General features: G+C 55.9%; 16 protein-coding genes. 10 read left to right on the plus strand and 6 right to left on the minus strand.

Features of this window, described 5'->3' with window-relative positions; translation table 11 throughout:
* Positions 1–11: 11 nt before the first annotated feature.
* The gene (locus AC6I8W_RS00930; RefSeq protein ID WP_497836609.1) at positions 12–1,064 is read left to right on the plus strand and encodes an AbrB family transcriptional regulator; all 1,053 of its coding nucleotides are present in this window, start codon (positions 12–14) and stop codon (positions 1,062–1,064) included.
* Here AC6I8W_RS00930 and rarD read toward each other — a convergent pair.
* Positions 1,035–1,934 (minus strand): EamA family transporter RarD, encoded by a 900-nt coding sequence (gene rarD / locus AC6I8W_RS00935; protein WP_497836610.1) that lies wholly within the window; start codon positions 1,932–1,934, stop codon positions 1,035–1,037. The genes AC6I8W_RS00930 and rarD overlap by 30 nt on opposite strands.
* Before the next feature lie 6 nt (positions 1,935–1,940).
* Positions 1,941–2,411, minus strand: coding sequence for a thioesterase family protein (locus AC6I8W_RS00940; RefSeq protein ID WP_497836611.1), 471 nt, complete (start codon positions 2,409–2,411; stop codon positions 1,941–1,943).
* A gap of 190 nt (positions 2,412–2,601) precedes the next feature.
* On the opposite strand from AC6I8W_RS00940, the gene pldA reads away from it, so the two are divergent.
* Genes pldA through rhtC form a run of 3 tightly spaced genes read left to right on the plus strand, consistent with a single transcriptional unit; the run spans position 2,602 to position 5,962 of the window.
* Positions 2,602–3,480, plus strand: coding sequence for a phospholipase A (pldA, locus tag AC6I8W_RS00945; RefSeq protein WP_497836612.1), 879 nt, complete (start codon positions 2,602–2,604; stop codon positions 3,478–3,480).
* Positions 3,481–3,502: 22 nt separating this feature from the next.
* Positions 3,503–5,326, plus strand: a complete 1,824-nt coding sequence (gene recQ / locus AC6I8W_RS00950; protein WP_497836613.1) for an ATP-dependent DNA helicase RecQ — start codon at positions 3,503–3,505, stop codon at positions 5,324–5,326.
* A 12-nt stretch (positions 5,327–5,338) separates the two neighbouring features.
* Entirely contained in the window at positions 5,339–5,962 is a 624-nt protein-coding gene (gene rhtC, locus AC6I8W_RS00955; RefSeq protein ID WP_497836614.1) for a threonine export protein RhtC, read from the plus strand.
* A gap of 72 nt (positions 5,963–6,034) precedes the next feature.
* On the opposite strand, the gene rhtB is transcribed toward rhtC, so the two are convergent.
* Complete coding sequence (gene rhtB, locus AC6I8W_RS00960) at positions 6,035–6,658, minus strand: homoserine/homoserine lactone efflux protein (RefSeq protein ID WP_480367152.1); 624 nt, start codon at positions 6,656–6,658, stop codon at positions 6,035–6,037.
* 103 nt (positions 6,659–6,761) lie between these two features.
* Here rhtB and pldB point away from each other — a divergent pair, with 103 nt between their 5' ends.
* The 3 genes from pldB (at position 6,762) to AC6I8W_RS00975 (ending at position 9,647) form a co-directional block, all read left to right on the plus strand.
* The gene (pldB, locus tag AC6I8W_RS00965; RefSeq protein ID WP_497836615.1) at positions 6,762–7,754 is read left to right on the plus strand and encodes a lysophospholipase L2; all 993 of its coding nucleotides are present in this window, start codon (positions 6,762–6,764) and stop codon (positions 7,752–7,754) included.
* Positions 7,755–7,807: 53 nt separating this feature from the next.
* The gene (gene yigL / locus AC6I8W_RS00970) at positions 7,808–8,608 is read left to right on the plus strand and encodes a sugar/pyridoxal phosphate phosphatase YigL (RefSeq protein ID WP_497836616.1); all 801 of its coding nucleotides are present in this window, start codon (positions 7,808–7,810) and stop codon (positions 8,606–8,608) included.
* Positions 8,609–8,777: 169 nt separating this feature from the next.
* A complete protein-coding gene (locus tag AC6I8W_RS00975; protein ID WP_497836617.1) occupies positions 8,778–9,647 on the plus strand; it encodes a carboxylate/amino acid/amine transporter in 870 nt (289 codons plus the stop codon).
* A gap of 133 nt (positions 9,648–9,780) precedes the next feature.
* On the opposite strand, the gene AC6I8W_RS00980 is transcribed toward AC6I8W_RS00975, so the two are convergent.
* Positions 9,781–10,260, minus strand: coding sequence for a YehS family protein (locus tag AC6I8W_RS00980; RefSeq protein ID WP_497836618.1), 480 nt, complete (start codon positions 10,258–10,260; stop codon positions 9,781–9,783).
* A gap of 53 nt (positions 10,261–10,313) precedes the next feature.
* Positions 10,314–11,246 carry an HTH-type transcriptional regulator MetR gene (metR, locus tag AC6I8W_RS00985; RefSeq protein ID WP_497836619.1) on the minus strand — a complete coding sequence of 311 codons (933 nt, stop codon included), beginning with the start codon at positions 11,244–11,246 and terminating at the stop codon, positions 10,314–10,316.
* Positions 11,247–11,423: 177 nt separating this feature from the next.
* Here metR and metE point away from each other — a divergent pair, with 177 nt between their 5' ends.
* The gene (gene metE / locus AC6I8W_RS00990) at positions 11,424–13,694 is read left to right on the plus strand and encodes a 5-methyltetrahydropteroyltriglutamate--homocysteine S-methyltransferase (protein WP_497836620.1); all 2,271 of its coding nucleotides are present in this window, start codon (positions 11,424–11,426) and stop codon (positions 13,692–13,694) included.
* Positions 13,695–13,736: 42 nt separating this feature from the next.
* Here the strand turns inward: metE and AC6I8W_RS00995 are convergent, their stop codons facing one another.
* On the minus strand, positions 13,737–14,573 hold the full coding sequence (locus AC6I8W_RS00995) for a dienelactone hydrolase family protein (RefSeq protein ID WP_497836621.1): 837 nt from the start codon (positions 14,571–14,573) through the stop codon (positions 13,737–13,739).
* A gap of 300 nt (positions 14,574–14,873) precedes the next feature.
* Here AC6I8W_RS00995 and udp point away from each other — a divergent pair, with 300 nt between their 5' ends.
* Entirely contained in the window at positions 14,874–15,635 is a 762-nt protein-coding gene (udp, locus tag AC6I8W_RS01000) for a uridine phosphorylase (protein WP_480367169.1), read from the plus strand.
* Between the two features lie 75 nt (positions 15,636–15,710).
* On the plus strand, positions 15,711–16,976 hold the full coding sequence (locus tag AC6I8W_RS01005) for a tetratricopeptide repeat protein (RefSeq protein ID WP_497836622.1): 1,266 nt from the start codon (positions 15,711–15,713) through the stop codon (positions 16,974–16,976).
* Positions 16,977–17,030: the final 54 nt, after the last annotated feature.

The raw sequence follows: 17,030 nt of genomic DNA on the forward strand, positions 1-17,030 counted from the left end.
CATCCCACCTTATGGCGCGTCTCTCTTTGCGACAGCAGTGGACCATTCTGCTGATTGCTTCACTGATTCTGGGGATTATCTTCCAGTTGTTTCACCTGCCTGCGGCGTTGTTGCTCGGTCCGATGATTGTCGGCACCGTCATGGGGCTATCTGGTGCGTCGGTGCGCATCGATAAACGTTTTTTTGTGCTGGCACAGGCGGTATTGGGCTGCATGATCGGGCAAACCCTGTCACCGGCGATTTTGCCGCCGCTACTTCAGGATTGGCCAGTGGTGTTGGCGGTGCTGGCCCTGACGCTGGCCGCCAGCGGGTTGTCCGGTTTTTTGCTGGTGCGTTTCAGTAATCTACCCGGACCGACCGGTGCCTGGGGGTCGTCACCTGGTGGTGCCTCGGCGATGGTGGCGATGGCCGGTGATTTTGGTGCTGACGTGCGGCTGGTGGCGTTTATGCAATATCTGCGCGTGTTGTTTGTCGCCACGGCAGCCGCGGTGGTGGCGCGTATCGGGCTGGGTAGCAGCGGCGGCAACGCCGACCTGATATGGTTTCCTGCGCTGAACGGCAGCTTTATCCTGACGCTGGTGGTGATGGTGGCGGGTGCATGGCTGGGGCAGAAGCTGCGGATTCCATCGGGTGCCTTATTATTACCGGCGCTGATCGGCGCGACATTGCAGGGAACCGGCGTGGCGACGTTGCAGGTGCCGGAATGGTTGCTGGCGCTGGCTTATGCGCTGATTGGCTGGAGTGTCGGATTGCGTTTCACCCGGCCGATTTTCCTGCTGGCGTTACGCACCTTGCCGCAAATGGTGGTATCGATTATTGGTCTGATGATGCTGTGCGGTGGGCTGGCGTGGATGTTGACGCGGGTACTGCACGTCGATCTGATGACCGCCTATCTGGCAACCAGCCCTGGCGGGCTGGATACGGTGGCGATTATTGCCGCAGGCAGCCGGGTCGATATTGCATTTGTGATGGCGTTGCAAACTTTACGTCTGTTCACCATTCTGCTCACCGGCCCGGCTCTGGCGCGTTTTATCTCACGCTACGCGCACGCGCGAGCGAGCTGAGGCAATAGCGGCATCGATAATGAAAAAGGCGAGTGCCAGCCAGATAAAGCCAAAGGTCACCATTTTGTCTGGTGTGACGGTCTCGCCATAGAACAGCACCGCCAGCAGAAACATCAAAGTCGGGCCGAGATACTGGAAGAAACCGATCGTCGAGAGACGCAAGCGCGTACAGGCTGCGGCAAACAGCATCAGCGGCACGGTGGTAACAATCCCGGCGGCGACCAGTTTTAGATTGAGGCTCATCGGATTGGCGCTCAGATGGCTGGTGGCGCTGTCGGCAAAGCCAAACAGATAAATCACCGCCAGTGGGAACATCCACAACGTCTCAATCAGCATGCCACTCTGTGCATCAACCTGAATCTTCTTACGCATCAGGCCATAAAATGCAAAGGTTAGCGCCAGCCCGAGGGCAATCATCGGCACTGAACCAAACTTCCACAGTTGCACCAGCACCCCCAGCGCAGCGAGCAGCACCGCCAGCCATTGCAGGGGACGGAAACGTTCCCGCATAAACAGCATCCCCAGCACCACGTTAAACAGCGGGCTGATGAAATAGCCGAGGCTGGCTTCGAGGATGTGCTGATTATTCACCGCCCAGATATACAGCAGCCAGTTCCCCCCGATGGTGAAGGCGGTGATGGCCAGCAGTAGTACTTTTTTCGGCTGACGCATCACGCCGCACACCTGGTTCCAGTTACGACTCAGAGTGATCAGTAGCAGCATGAACAGCACGGACCAAATCACCCGGTGCGTCATGATTTCCGTCGGCGGCACCTCTTTGACCAGCTTGAAGTAGGCAGGTGCAATGCCCCACAGAAAATAGGCACCGAGGGCATAACCGATACCCTGGCGCGTTTGTTGTGTATCCATTATTTCCTAGCCGATCAGATAAGTAGCAGTAGCAGTAGCGATGTAATCACCCTGCTGGTTATGCATTTCAACGCGGGCGACTGCGACTTTGTTACCGGCGCGCAGCAGGCTACTGGTGGCAACAAAACGTTCGCCGCGGCCAGGCCGCAGGTAATCCACGCGCATATCAATGGTGCCCATGCGTGACAAGCGCTGGCGCAGTTCCTCTTCGCTGATGCTTTCCTGACGTGTGAGCGAGTGGCTGACGCAGACCAAACCGGCGGCAACATCCAACACCGAGGCAATCACGCCACCGTGCAGAATGCTTTGTGCCACATTGCCTACCAGCATGGTTTTATTGGCAAAGCCCAGCTCCGCGTAATCGGGTTCGAGCCGATCCAACTCCAGCCCAAGTGACTGATTAAACGGCATATGATAAACAAAAATTTCGCCAATCAGACGGCGTGCTTCCTGCGGTGTCAGCATCGGTGATGACATGGTGGTGGCCTTAAAACCCCCAGGTTCGGGGCGATAGATGTTAAAGAGTTGTGTATATTATGCCGCGTTCGAGCTGCTTTCCAGTTTCAGAAATCGTCGCTAATCAATGGGTAAGTTTGTGTGTAGAATGACCTGCTTTTTTAAACCGTCCCCCAACGACTTTGATATGCAGTGCCCACTGGAGAATTCTATGCGTAAGCAGCGCGCCTTGCTGGCAGCGGCTCTGTTAATTCCTGCTTTGGCGCAGGCAGAAGAAGCTTCGATAAAAGAAGTTCATGATGCACCTGCGGTCAGGGGCAGTATTATCGCCAACCTGCTGGAGAAACACGATAACCCATTTGTGCTTTATCCCTACGAAAACAATTATCTGCTTTACACCTACACCAGTGACATAAATAAAGAGGCGATTTCCTCTTACAACTGGGCAGACAAAGCCAAAAAGGATGAAGTAAAATTCCAGCTCAGTCTGGCCTTTCCGCTGTGGCGCGGTATTCTGGGCGACAATTCGGTGTTGGCGGCATCTTATACCCAGCGTTCCTGGTGGCAGCTCTCCAACCGTGGCGCTTCTTCACCGTTTCGCGAAACCAACTATGAGCCGCAGATTTTCCTCGGCTGGGCAACGGATTACTCGCTGGGCGGTTGGACATTGCGCGATGTGGAAATGGGTCTGAACCATCAGTCGAATGGCCGCAGCGATCCGACTTCTCGTAGCTGGAACCGGGTGTATGCGCGTCTGATGGCGGAGAACGGCAATTTCCTCGCCGAGATCAAACCCTGGTATCGTATCCCGGAAAGTGCCAACAACGACGACAACCCGGACATCACCAAATACATGGGCTATTACCGCGCGAAGCTGGGCTATATGTACGGCGAAAGCATTTTCAGCGTGGAAGGCAATTACAACTGGAACAGTGGCTACGGCGGTGCAACCTTTGCCTGGAGCTATCCTATCAGCGAGCATGTGCGTTTTTACACCCAGCTGTTTAGCGGCTATGGTGAATCGCTCATCGACTACAACCACCGCCAGACGCGCGTGGGTGTCGGCGTAACGCTCAACGATCTGTTCTGATAAAGCAAACAACAGGATTACCGTGGCAACATCGGCAGTGCTCAATCAGGAAACGCTGGCGCAGCAGGTATTACAGGATACCTTTGGCTACCAGCAATTTCGTCCCGGCCAGCAAGCCATCATCGAAACGGCGCTGGCAGGGCGCGATTGCCTGGTGGTTATGCCCACCGGTGGTGGCAAATCACTGTGTTATCAAATCCCGGCACTGGTGCGTGAGGGATTAACGCTGGTGGTTTCGCCGTTGATTTCACTGATGAAAGATCAGGTCGATCAACTGCTGGCCAACGGCGTGGCGGCTGCCTGCCTCAACTCCACCCAAACGCGTGAAGAACAGCAGCAGGTGTTTGCCGATTGTCGTAGTGGTCACCTGAAACTGCTGTACATCGCGCCTGAACGTCTGATGATGGATAACTTCCTCGACAGCCTGCACCACTGGAATCCGGTGATGCTGGCGGTGGATGAAGCGCACTGCATTTCGCAATGGGGCCACGATTTCCGCCCGGAATACGGTGCGTTGGGCCAGTTGCGCCAGCGCTTTCCGGAGCTGCCGGTGATGGCGCTGACCGCCACCGCAGACGAAACCACGCGTAATGACATCGCGCATCTGTTGCAGATGCACGATCCCCTGATTCAAATCAGCAGCTTTGATCGACCCAATATCAGCTACACGCTGGTAGAGAAATTTAAACCGACCGAACAGTTGCTGCGTTACGTACAGGATCAGCGTGGCAAAAGCGGCATCATTTACTGCAACAGCCGCGCCAAGGTGGAAGACACCGCGGCGCGCCTGCAAAGCCGTGGCCTGAGTGTGGGTGCCTACCATGCGGGCATCGACAGTGCACAGCGTGCGCGCGTGCAGGAAGCCTTCCAGCGCGACGACCTGCAAATTGTGGTGGCTACCGTGGCGTTCGGTATGGGCATCAACAAGCCCAACGTCCGTTTTGTGGTGCACTTTGATATCCCGCGTAACATCGAATCCTATTATCAGGAAACCGGTCGTGCCGGACGTGACGGCTTGCCCGCCGAAGCCATGATGCTGTATGACCCAGCTGATATGGCATGGCTGCGGAAATGTCTGGAAGAGAAAACACCGGGTCCGTTGCAGGATATCGAGCGCCATAAACTCAATGCGATGGGCGCGTTTGCTGAAGCGCAAACTTGCCGCCGCCTGGTACTGCTCAACTATTTTGGCGAGGGACGTCAGCAGCAGTGCGACAACTGTGATATCTGCCTCGATCCGCCACGCCGTTACGATGGTCTGGTGGAGGCGCAGAAAGCCCTCTCCAGCATTTATCGTACCGGACAGCGCTTTGGTATGGGCTATATTGTTGAGGTTTTGCGCGGTGCCAGTAACCAGCGAATTCGCGACAACGGCCACGACAAATTGCCGGTTTATGGCATTGGCCGCGATAACAGCACTGAACATTGGGTCAGCGTGCTGCGTCAGCTCATCCATCTCGGTATGGTGACGCAAAATATCGCTATGCATTCCGCGTTACAACTTACCGAAGCCGCTCGCCCGGTGTTGCGTGCCGAAGTGCCGCTGATGCTGGCGGTGCCACGGATCGTGACCGTGAAAACGCGCAGCAGCTCGCCGAAGGTGTATGGCGGCAATTACGATCGCAAACTGTTCGCTAAACTGCGTAAGTTGCGTAAAGCAATTGCCGACGAAGAGAACATTCCGCCGTATGTGGTATTTAACGACGCCACGCTGATCGAGATGGCGGAACAGATGCCGGTGAGCGCGTCAGAAATGCTGAGCGTGAACGGTGTCGGCCATCGCAAACTGGAACGCTTTGGTAAACCGTTCCTGGTGATGATCAAAGAACATCTTGATGAAGAGTAAAGGAAAACAAGTATGTTGATGTTGTTTGCTACCATCGCACTGGTGCATCTGGTGGCACTGATGAGTCCTGGCCCGGACTTCTTTTTTGTCTCACAGACCGCCGCCAGCCGTTCACGCAAAGAAGCGATGATGGGGGTGCTGGGTATTACGCTAGGCGTGATGGTGTGGGCCGCTGTGGCGTTGATGGGCCTGCATCTGATCATGGAAAAGATGGCGTGGCTGCATCAGATCATTATGGTCGGCGGTGGCTTGTATCTGCTGTGGATGGGTTGGCAGTTGATGCGTTCGGCGCGTCAACGTCACAAGCAACCTCAGGTTGATGCGCCGGTGGTTGAGTTGCCAAAAAGGGGCATGAGCTTCCTGAAAGGCTTGTTGACCAACCTCTCCAACCCCAAAGCGATTATCTACTTTGGCAGCGTGTTCTCGCTGTTTGTTGGCAATGATGTGGGTGCACTGGAGCGCTGGGGATTATTCCTGCTGATTCTGGTGGAAACCTTTGCCTGGTTTACCGTGGTGGCGGCGATTTTTGCTCTGCCGTGGATGCGTGATAAATATCAGCGCCTGGCGAAATGGGTGGATGGTATGGCGGGTGTGCTGTTTGCCGGGTTCGGCATTCACCTGATCATTTCACGGTAATCTTATCCGTAGCGGCGCGATTTATCGCGCGCCTTTCAAAACTCGCGCGATAAATCGCGCCGCTACGGATCATCAGGCGATACGCCGTGCGCTGGCTAACAGCGCACCAACGGCCATAAACAAACCACCAAAAGTTCGGTTCATCGCCTTCATCTGTTTCGGCCCCTTAATCCAGCCTGCGATGCGGGTGGCGAGGGTGGCGTATCCCACCATCACGATAATATCGACCACGACGGTGGTGACGCCGAGCACCAGATATTGCATCAGCTGAGGCTGGTGTGGCTGAATGAATTGCGGGAACAACGCGGCCAAAAACACGATGCTTTTGGGGTTGGTAAGGTTAACCAACACCGCGCGCTTAAACAGACGGCGCCGGGGCATCGCTTTGGCGACAGCATTGAGATCCAGCGCGCCACCCGAGCGCCATTGCTGAATACCCAGCCATACTAAATAGGCGGCCCCGGCCCACTTCAGGATTTCAAATGCCAGCAGCGACTGGGAAAACAACGCGCCGAGACCCACACCCACCAGCACAATATGTACCGACAGACCAATTTGCAGGCCAGAGATTGATGCCACTGCGCCGCGATAGCCGTGACTGATGCCGGTGCTCATGGTGTTAATCGCGCCGGAACCGGGCGAGAGGCTAAGGATGGTTGTGGTAAGCAGGTAGGTTAACCACCATTCAATGGTCATGTGTGACATTCCCTGATGTAAGCGAAGTGTGACACAATACGCCAGAAAATCGCGGCACGCTATGGACTGGACGTGTGGCGTTGACGTTTTTTCAGGAGGGCGGATGCAGCAGATAAAACAGAGTTGGCTCAGGCGTGAAAAGGCGTTTGCCTCCTTTGCTACCGGACCGCTGCTCGACTTCTGGCACCGCCGCGAAGAGTGTGAATTTACCGGCGTGGGTAATCTCACCCTGCGCTATGTTCGCTTCACGTCCCCGCAACATCACCGTGTCATTCTGATTGTTCCCGGACGTATCGAAAGCTACATCAAATATCCGGAACTGGCCTATGACTTGTTCCATTGTGGCTTTGACGTGGTGATCATTGATCATCGTGGTCAGGGGCGCTCCGATCGCCTGCTGGAAGACTCTCACCGCGGGCATGTGGTGGATTTCAATGATTACGTCGACGATCTGGAAACGCTGTATCTGAAAGAGATTGTCAGTGGTCATTATCGGCACCGCTATGCACTGGCGCACTCGATGGGCGGGGCGATTCTTGCGCTGTTTCTGGCGCGCCAGCCACGGGCGTTTCACGCCGTGGCGCTGGCGGCACCGATGTTTGGTATTACCTTGCCGCTGCCACCTTTCCTCGCGCACCGTATTCTTGATTGGGCGGAGAAAATGCCTGCGCTGCGTGACGGGTATGCTCTGGGAACCGGGCGCTGGCGTGCCCATCCCTTCGGCATCAACCAACTGACCCACAGCCGGGAACGCTATCAGCGCAATTTACGTTTTTACGCTGACGATCCGGCGATTCGCGTCGGCGGCCCGACTTACCATTGGGTGCGTGAAGGGGTGCAGGCGGGACGTAGCATCATTAGTCAGGTGAATAACATCACCACGCCGATGCTGCTGATGCAGGCAAGTGAAGACCGAGTGGTGGATAACCGCTCGCAGGATTTATTTTGTGAGGCGATGGCAGCCGCAGGACATCCCTGCGAGGGAGTCACGCCTTATGTGATTGAAGGCGCGCGCCATGAGATCCTGTTTGAAACAGACGCGATGCGCGCTCAGGCGCTAAACGCGGTGGTGGATTTTTTTGCGCGCCACGTTTAATGATTTTTTTATTTTCCGGCTACGGCCAACCGACATCAATACCAGAGGTTTCCATGTACCACATCGTCGCATCCGACCTGGATGGCACGCTGCTCTCCCCGGACCATCGTTTGACCCCTTTCGCCCGCACCACGTTGCAGGAACTGGTGGCACGTGATGTCCATTTCGTTTTTGCCACCGGTCGTCACTATATCGATGTGGGCCAGATGCGCGACAAACTCGGCATCCCGGCTTATATGATTACCTCCAACGGCGCTCGCGTGCACAACGCTGATGGCGAGTTGATTTTCAGCCACAACCTGGATGCCGATATCGCCCTGGACCTGTATGGCCTGAAATACCACGATGAACAGGTCCTGACCCACGTTTATCGCGACGACGAATGGTTTATCAGCCGCCACCGCCCGGCAGAGCAGGATTATTTTCGCGAGTCCGTGTTTAACTACCAGGTCTATCAACCGGGGATGCTGCCGAGCGATGGCATCAGCAAAGTGTTCTTTACCTGCGACGATCCTGAACATCTGATCCCGATGGAGCAGGCGATAGAAGCGCGTTGGGGCGACCGGGTTAACGTCAGCTTCTCGCTGCCGACCTGCCTCGAAGTGATGGCGGGCGGTGTCTCCAAGGGGCATGCGTTGGAAGCAGTCGCGAAACAGCTCGGCTACTCATTGAAAGAGTGCATCGCCTTTGGTGATGGCATGAACGATGTTGAAATGCTCAGCATGGCCGGTAAGGGCTGCATTATGCGTAACGCGCATCAACGCCTGAAAGATACCTTGCCTACACTGGAAGTGATTGGCAGCAACGCCGAAGACGCCGTGCCTGTTACCCTGCGTAAATTGTTCCTGGCGTAACCTGATCCGTAGCGGCGCGATTTATCGCGCTAATGTGCGCCGTTCGGATTGCGCGATAAATCGCACCGCTACGGGTGCTGGTGTTTTGTTCGGTTGTAAACCAGATAATTCAACGAGACAGCGACAGTTTGTTTACACTGGCGGCACTGTTCATTTTGGGGTCGTTACCGTGCTGTTATTGATCGTTACCACCATTCTGTGGGCTTTTTCCTTTAGTTTTATCGGGGAATATCTGGCGGGCCAGGTGGATTCCTGGTTCTCGGTGCTGATGCGCCTGACGCTGGCAGCCATCGTGTTCCTGCCGTTCCTGCGCTGGCGTGGTTATCGCGCCTCAACCATCCTGCTGTATATGCTGGTGGGGATGTTGCAACTGGGCGTTATGTATCTGCTGAGTTTCGAGGCTTACCTCTATCTGAGCGTCACGGAATTCCTGCTGTTTACCGTGATGACGCCGCTGTATGTCACCCTGATTTACGATCTGCTCAGCCGACGCCCATTGCGTATCGGCTACGCCTTTAGCGCCATGCTGGCGGTGATTGGCGCGGCGATTATCCGGTACGACAAAGTCAGTGATCATTTCTGGTTTGGCCTGCTGCTGGTGCAGGCGGCGAATATCTGCTTTGCCATCGGCATGGTGGGTTACAAGCGCTTGCAGGAGACGCGCCCGATGCCGCAGCACACCGCCTTTTCCTGGTTCTACCTCGGCGCGGTGATTATTGCGGTGATCGCCTGGAGTTTGTGGGGTAATCCCAACAAACTGCCCACCACCTCGCTGCAATGGGGCATTCTGGTGTGGCTGGGTGTCGCGGCGTCCGGGTTGGGTTACTTTATGTGGAACTACGGCGCGACCCAGGTGGATGCGGGGACGCTGGGCATTATGAACAATATGCATGTCCCAGCGGGATTACTGGTAAATCTGGCGATTTGGCAGGAAAAACCACACTGGCCCAGCTTTATCGCCGGGGCGATTGTGATTTTTGCGTCACTTTACGTGCATAAACGCTGGGTGCTGGGGAAAGTGTCTAACAGCAACGCATAAGTCTGAAGGGAAGGAATAACGCGGCAGAGGAGCAAAGCATCCGAGCCAGGATGGCGAGGCCGACCCACAGGGATGTGGGGGGTCTTTGCGATCTGACGCGTTATTCCTGACCAGAGAACGGAACTAACAGCAACTACGCCTTTTTCACCGGCGCAGGGCGCTGGATTAACGTCAATCCCTTCAAAAAGTTACGCAGAATCTGGTCGCCGCACTCGCGGTAGTTTTTATGGTCGGGGTTACGGAAAATCGCGCCAATCTCCGCCTGCGACACTTTAAAGTTCGCCTTTAGCAATATCTCGGGAATATCCGTGGTCTTCAGGGCAAACGCGATGCGCAGCTTCTTCAGGAAAATATTGTTATTCATTTTGCGCTCAACTGACGGCGCAGGCGCATCCTCACTTTTACCGCGACGATGGAAAATCAAACCATTGAGAAAATACCCCATCAGTACGTCCGGGCAAGGACGATATGCGGCGTCATCATCCTTCTTCAGCCATGCCTGCACATCTTCCAGCGGCACATCACAATTGGCCAGGGCAAAAATCTCCACCACTTTGCTGTCGCTCAGGTCCAGCATATAGCGCACGCTGCGCAGTACATCGTTATTGGTCATGGTGAAAATCTCCTGGTCACGGGTTGAGGCGGCGCATTATAGAGCAGGCGAACTCAGGATGACAGGGGCTGTAACGAACCCGGGCGTGCAGCATCGCGCACAAAGGGCAGATGCTCACAAGCATGCTGGCGGGCGAAGCGGACAAACGCCTCCAGTACCGGCTGACGCTGCTCGCCATCACGCATCGCTGCGTACAAACGGCTCCACAACCCGTCACCCAACGTTTTGGTGACGACCAACCCCTGATGCTCAAAACTCTCCACCACCCAATGGGGTAACGCCGCAATCCCCATACGCGCCGACACCATCTGAATCAACAACAAGGTGTTATCTACGCTCTTCAGTGCCGGGCTGATGCCTGCGGGTTGCAGAAAATTCCGCCAGATATCCAGCCGCTGACGTTGCACCGGATAAATCATCAGGACTTCATCTGCCAAATCTTCCGGTGCAATATGCGCAACGTGCGCCAGCGGATGATCCGGTGCCATCACCAGTCGCACCTCAAAATCGAACATCGGCGAATAGAACAAGCCGCTGCGCGGCAGAATATCCGAGGTCAACACCACATCCAGCTCGCCTTGTTGTAAGGCGGGCTGCGGGTCAAAAGTCACGCCAGATTTAAAATCCATCACCACCTGTGGCCAGCTCTGACGGAAGTTGTTCAGCGCAGGCGTTAGCCACTGAATGCAGCTATGGCACTCAATCGCAATGCGTATCGTGGTTTGATGCGGCTCATGGCAAGCCTGCAATGCCTGCTGGATCTGCGGCAGGATCTGTTCAGCCAGCTGCAACAGGATCTCCCCCTGTGGCGTAAAACGTAGCGGCTGGCTCTTACGCACAAACAGGCGGAAGCCCAGCCGTTGCTCCAGGTCGCTGAACTGATGAGACAACGCCGATTGCGTTTGATGAAGCTGGGCGGCGGCGGCGGCCAGAGAGCCGGTATTCCGTAACGCCTGTAGCGTCCGCAGGTGTTTGAGTTCGATCATGAGAATCCTTCACATCGAGATTGAACAATTTGCGCTTGAGGAACATACAGTACCCGCAGAAGATAGCGGTGTAAACATCTGGACGGCTAAACATCTCCAGCAGGCGTTACGACCAGGATACGTTGGCCCTGATTTGAAGCGCGTGCTGCACAGCTAAGAATACCTGGAGAACAGTAAATGACCATTCTGAACCACACACTCGGTTTCCCTCGCGTCGGCCTGCGTCGTGAATTGAAAAAAGCCCAGGAGAGCTACTGGGCAGGTAACAGCTCGCAAGATGAACTGCTGGCGGTGGGCCGTGAACTGCGAGCGCGCCACTGGCAACAACAGAAAGAGGCTGGCGTGGACCTGCTGCCCGTGGGTGACTTTGCCTGGTACGATCACGTACTGACCACCAGCCTGTTGCTGGGTAACGTCCCTGCGCGTCACCAGAACAAAGACGGTTCAGTCGATCTTGATACCCTGTTCCGTCTTGGTCGTGGCCGTGCACCGACTGGTGAACCGGCTGCTGCCGCTGAAATGACCAAATGGTTCAACACCAACTATCACTACATGGTGCCGGAATTCACCCGAGGCCAGCACTTCAAACGGACCTGGACCCAACTGCTGGACGAAGTAGACGAAGCGCTGGCGCTCGGTCACAACGTCAAACCCGTACTCCTCGGTCCGGTGACTTACCTGTGGCTGGGTAAAGTGAAAGGCGAGCAATTTGACCGCCTGTCACTGCTGAAAGACATCCTGCCGGTCTACCAACAGGTGCTGGCTGAACTGAAAAATCGCGATATCGAATGGGTGCAGATTGATGAACCGGCACTGGCGTTGGAGCTGCCGCAGGAATGGCGTGCGGCGTTCAAACCGGCTTACGACGCCCTGCAAGGTGCAACCAAACTGCTGTTGACCACCTACTTCGACAGCATCGGCCAGAACCTTGATGTGATTAAAGCGCTGCCGGTGCAGGGCCTGCACGTTGACCTGGTACACGGCAAAGACGATATACAACAACTCAACCAACAACTGCCTGCCGCATGGCTGCTGTCGGTCGGAGTGATCAATGGCCGTAACGTCTGGCGTGCTGACCTCAGCAGCTGGTTTGAGCGTCTGCAACCGCTGGTAGGGCTTCGTCAACAGCTGTGGATTGGTTCCTCTTGCTCCCTGCTGCACAGTCCGATCGACCTGAGCGTGGAAACCCGTCTGGATGGTGAAGTCAAAAGCTGGTTCGCCTTTGCCTTGCAAAAATGTGCGGAACTGGCGCTGCTGAGCAAGGCATTGAATAACCATGATGCCAAATCACTGGAAGCCTGGAGCGCACCAATCCGTGCCCGCGCCCACTCCAGCCGGGTACACAATGCCGCCGTGGCGCAGCGCCTGGCGAATATTCAGGCCAAAGACACCGAGCGTCACAGTGCGTACCGCGAACGCGCCACAGCGCAACGTAACCGTTTCAATCTACCCGCATGGCCAACCACCACCATCGGTTCATTTCCGCAAACCACGGAAATCCGCGGTCTGCGCCTCGACTTCAAAAAGGGCAACATTGACGGCGGTCACTACCGCACCGGTATCGCGGAACACATCAAACAGGCGATTGTCGAGCAGGAACGTTTGGGCCTTGATGTGCTGGTACACGGCGAAGCTGAGCGTAACGACATGGTTGAATACTTCGGTGAGAACCTTGACGGCTTCATCTTCACCCAGAACGGATGGGTACAGAGCTACGGTTCACGCTGCGTAAAACCGCCGGTGATCATCGGTGACGTCAGCCGTCCGGCCGCCATCACCGTGGAGTGGGCGAAGTACGCGCAGTCGCTGACTGACAAACCGGTGAAAGGTATGCTCACTGGTCCGGTCACCATCCTGTGCTGGTCGTTTCCGCGTGAAGACGTCAGCCGTGAAACCATTGCCAAACAGATTGCGCTGGCACTGCGCGACGAAGTGGTAGATCTGGAAAAAGCCGGTATTGGCATTATCCAGATTGACGAACCGGCACTTCGGGAGGGCTTGCCGCTACACCAGTCTGACTGGGCGGCGTACCTGACCTGGGCGGTGGATGCGTTTCGCCTCAACGCTGCCGTGGCGCAGGATGACACTCAGATCCACACCCATATGTGTTATTGCGAGTTCAACGACATCATGGACTCGATTGCCGCGCTGGACGCCGACGTGATCACCATCGAAACCTCACGTTCTGACATGGACCTGCTGGATGCGTTTAAAGCGTTTGAATACCCGAATGAAATCGGCCCGGGTGTGTACGACATCCACTCCCCGAATGTCCCGAGCGTTGAGTGGATGGAAGACCTGCTGCGCAAAGCCGCGCTGAGTATCCCGGAACAACGTCTGTGGGTGAACCCGGATTGCGGTCTGAAAACCCGTGGCTGGACGGAAACCCGTCAGGCACTGGCGAACATGGTCATCGCAGCGAAACACCTGCGCGGTGAAACGGCGTAATCGGGTGTTGGCACTTTGGGGCGCCCAGGCGCCCCTTTTTTATTACGCGTCAGGTGCTACGCCATACTGTTGAAACCACGCCAGCATGCGCGCCCAGCCATCTTTGGCGGATTCAGCGTGATAGCTCGGACGATAATCAGCGTTGAACGCATGACCTGCCTCGGGATACACCACAATCTCCGCTTTGGCATTGGCGGCATGTAGCGCCTGGCGCATCAGCTCAACGCTCTCCAGCGGAATTCCTTCATCCTGACCACCGTACAGGCCCAGCACCGGCGCATTCAGGTCAACCGCAATATCAATCGGGTGCTTCTGTTGCTTCAGCGTCTTATCACCCACCAGACGGCCATACCAGGCGACTGCCGCGCGTACCTGCGGATTATGTGCGGCAAACAGCCAACTGATGCGACCGCCCCAGCAGAAACCGGTAATCGCCATACGACGAATATCACCGTCGTTGCGCGCGGCCCAATTGGCGACATGGTCGAGATCGGACAATACCTGTGAGTCCGGCACTTTACTCACCAGCTCTTTGAACAGGGTAGGGATATCGGTGTATTCGCTCGGATCGCCCTCGCGGAAATAGAGTTCCGGTGCCACTGCGAGATAACCCTCCAGCGCCAGGCGACGGCAGATATCACGGATGTGCTCATGCACGCCGAAAATTTCCTGCACCACCAACACCACCGGCAATGTCCCTTGATACTCTTTCGGGCGGGCATAAAACGCGGGCAGATTTTCTCCCTGGCTGGGTACGGAGGTCTCCCCGGCATGGATCGCCTCGCTGTGGGTAAGGATGGTGCTGCTGGCGGTCGGTTGGACGGCGAGGGCAAAGCCGCCGGTTGCAGATTTTTGTGCCATATTGTCTTCGGTTTTCATTGTTCTCTCCATGCTGGCAAGTGCGCAATCACGTAACTATAGCCTGGCCGTGGAGGCCGGGCGGGTGTAGGTTTCAGAGGGGATACGCATGAATTCTTCTTCTCTATTAACACCGCCGCCTGGACTTACACAGCACCGGATGTAGCAATTCAGAATGGCAGACTATTAATGTGTGACATAAATCACAAAATTATTCTCATATAATGTAATTCTCATTATTTATAGTGAAATTACTCACATATTTATCCCGCATGCTGACGTAAAGTGGCGCGCATATCCCTTATCTACCAGGAGTCTGTTATGGCCCAGTCTGACGTTTTCCACCTTGGCATCACCAAAGCCAGCCTGAAAGGAGCCACACTGGCCATCGTTCCCGGTGACCCGGAGCGCGTGAAGAAAATCGCGGCGTTGATGGACAACCCGCAACATCTGGCGTCGCATCGTGAATTCACCACTTATCTGGCGGAGTTGGATGGCAAACCGGTGGTGGTGTGCTCTACTGGCATCGGCGGGCCATCTACCTCGATTGCGGTCGAAGAGCTGGCACAACTCGGCGTACGGACTTTCCTGCGCGTGGGAACCACCGGCGCGATTCAGCCGGACATCAATGTCGGTGATGTACTGGTCACCACTGCGTCAGTACGCCTGGACGGTGCCAGTCTGCATTTCGCACCGATGGAGTTCCCGGCGGTGGCGGATTTCACCTGCACCACGGCGCTGGTGGCGGCGGCAGAAGCTTGCGGCGCGAAAACCCATATCGGTATTACCGCGTCGTCAGACACCTTCTATCCGGGCCAGGAACGCTACGACACCTTTTCCGGGCGCGTGGTCAGCCGTTTCCAGGGATCAATGCAAGAGTGGCAGCAGATGGGCGTCCTCAACTATGAGATGGAATCCGCTACACTGTTAACCATGTGCGCCAGCCAGGGGCTGCGAGCCGGTATGGTGGCGGGGGTCATCGTGAATCGTACGCAGAAGGAGATCCCGGATGCGGCGACCATGAAACAAACCGAAAGCGATGCGGTGAAAATTGTTGTCGAAGCTGCGCGTCGGTTAATGTAGCGCGCCCGGCAGCGGGGCAAAGTCCGCTGCCAGTTAAGGATGCGTGCAAGTTCAGCGGATTACTGAGAGTCTTTTATGCGCAAAACTGTTGCTGTTCAACGTCCGGCCTTTATGACCAATCCTGCTGCGCTGCAATCGCGTGTCGAAGGCGCGGCAGCGCGCTTTCGCCAGGCAATGGCGGCAGCGGATTACCCTGCCGCCCGTCGCTGCTGTGAAGAAGTGCTGCGTGTGATGCCGCATAACATGCAGGTGTTGAGTGACTACGCGCTGACGCTGATGCGCACCGGTGATTACCACAAATCGTACAAAACCTACCAGAAAATCTATCAAGCCCCCGCCGACCAACGGGCGCAGGCGTCTGAAACCTGGCTCGATGGCCTGGCTGAAGTGTGTGGCTGGCTTAACAAAGCGGATGAGGTGGCGCGTTACGGGCTGGAATCGTTGCAGCAATCTGATGCGAAGTTCAGTACCGGGCAGAAATACCCGTTTCCGACTGAGGTTCCTCCTGCCTTTGCTGCCAGCAACCCGCTGGAAAACGTCATCGCTTTTAGCCTGTATGGCAACCAGCCGCGTTATTGTGAAACCCTGATCAAAAACGTTGAGGTGGCGCGCGAACTCTATCCGGCGTGGACGTGCCGTATTTATCTGGATGACAGCGTACCGCAGCATGTCTGGCAGCGTCTGAAGCAGCCCAACGTGCAGCTGGTGGACATGTCAGAGGAAAAAACCGTGTTCCCAACGCTGTGGCGTTTCCTGGTGATCGATGATGCCAGCGTGAAACGCTACATCGTGCGCGACGCCGATTCGCTGCTGTCCGAGCGCGAAGTCGCGGCCGTCGAAGCCTGGCTGCATTCGCCGTATTGGTTCCACCATATGCGCGACTACTTCACTCATACCGAACTGCTACTGGCAGGGATGTGGGGCGGTTGTCATGGCGTATTTAACCAGGTTGAACAGCAGATACGTGATTTCATCGCACAGTATCAGGGCAGCGAACGTTTCACCGATCAGTATTTCCTGAAACGGGTGCTGTGGCCGACGGTACGCGACAGCATCCTTAATCACGACGATATTTTCCGTTTTCATCATGCCCAGCCGTGGCCTGCGCATCCCCCGATCCGCTGGCAGACGGACAAGTTTCATGTCGGCAGCAATGCCGGATTCTCCAGCATGACGGGCAAAGCCAGCGTGCTGGATGCCGAGTGGCAGCAGGTTGAACTGACCTATGCCGGGCAGAGCTGGAGCTACCCTGCCAGAGTGCGCAACGGCGAATGGGAATTGCCGATGCCTTTTTTCCTGATTGAGGCGTGGAAAGCGGGCGAGCTAAAGGTGCACGCGTAATAAGCCGCCATCCGGAAAAATTATCTGGACATTCATACAGTGCGCCTCTACCTT

The organism is Pantoea sp. X-Soil-TKNS-1211 (assembly GCF_059730495.1).

Bases quoted from the DNA above. Each gene is read 5' to 3' on its own strand.
- AC6I8W_RS00930 (WP_497836609.1), top strand. From the start codon at position 12: ATGGCGCGTCTCTCTTTGCGACAGCAGTGGACCATTCTGCTGATTGCT.
- rarD (WP_497836610.1), bottom strand. From the start codon at position 1,934: ATGGATACACAACAAACGCGCCAGGGTATCGGTTATGCCCTCGGTGCC.
- AC6I8W_RS00940 (WP_497836611.1), bottom strand. From the start codon at position 2,411: ATGTCATCACCGATGCTGACACCGCAGGAAGCACGCCGTCTGATTGGC.
- pldA (WP_497836612.1), top strand. From the start codon at position 2,602: ATGCGTAAGCAGCGCGCCTTGCTGGCAGCGGCTCTGTTAATTCCTGCT.
- rhtC (WP_497836614.1), top strand. From the start codon at position 5,339: ATGTTGATGTTGTTTGCTACCATCGCACTGGTGCATCTGGTGGCACTG.
- rhtB (WP_480367152.1), bottom strand. From the start codon at position 6,658: ATGACCATTGAATGGTGGTTAACCTACCTGCTTACCACAACCATCCTT.
- pldB (WP_497836615.1), top strand. From the start codon at position 6,762: ATGCAGCAGATAAAACAGAGTTGGCTCAGGCGTGAAAAGGCGTTTGCC.
- yigL (WP_497836616.1), top strand. From the start codon at position 7,808: ATGTACCACATCGTCGCATCCGACCTGGATGGCACGCTGCTCTCCCCG.
- AC6I8W_RS00980 (WP_497836618.1), bottom strand. From the start codon at position 10,260: ATGACCAATAACGATGTACTGCGCAGCGTGCGCTATATGCTGGACCTG.
- metR (WP_497836619.1), bottom strand. From the start codon at position 11,246: ATGATCGAACTCAAACACCTGCGGACGCTACAGGCGTTACGGAATACC.
- metE (WP_497836620.1), top strand. From the start codon at position 11,424: ATGACCATTCTGAACCACACACTCGGTTTCCCTCGCGTCGGCCTGCGT.
- AC6I8W_RS00995 (WP_497836621.1), bottom strand. From the start codon at position 14,573: ATGAAAACCGAAGACAATATGGCACAAAAATCTGCAACCGGCGGCTTT.
- udp (WP_480367169.1), top strand. From the start codon at position 14,874: ATGGCCCAGTCTGACGTTTTCCACCTTGGCATCACCAAAGCCAGCCTG.
- AC6I8W_RS01005 (WP_497836622.1), top strand. From the start codon at position 15,711: ATGCGCAAAACTGTTGCTGTTCAACGTCCGGCCTTTATGACCAATCCT.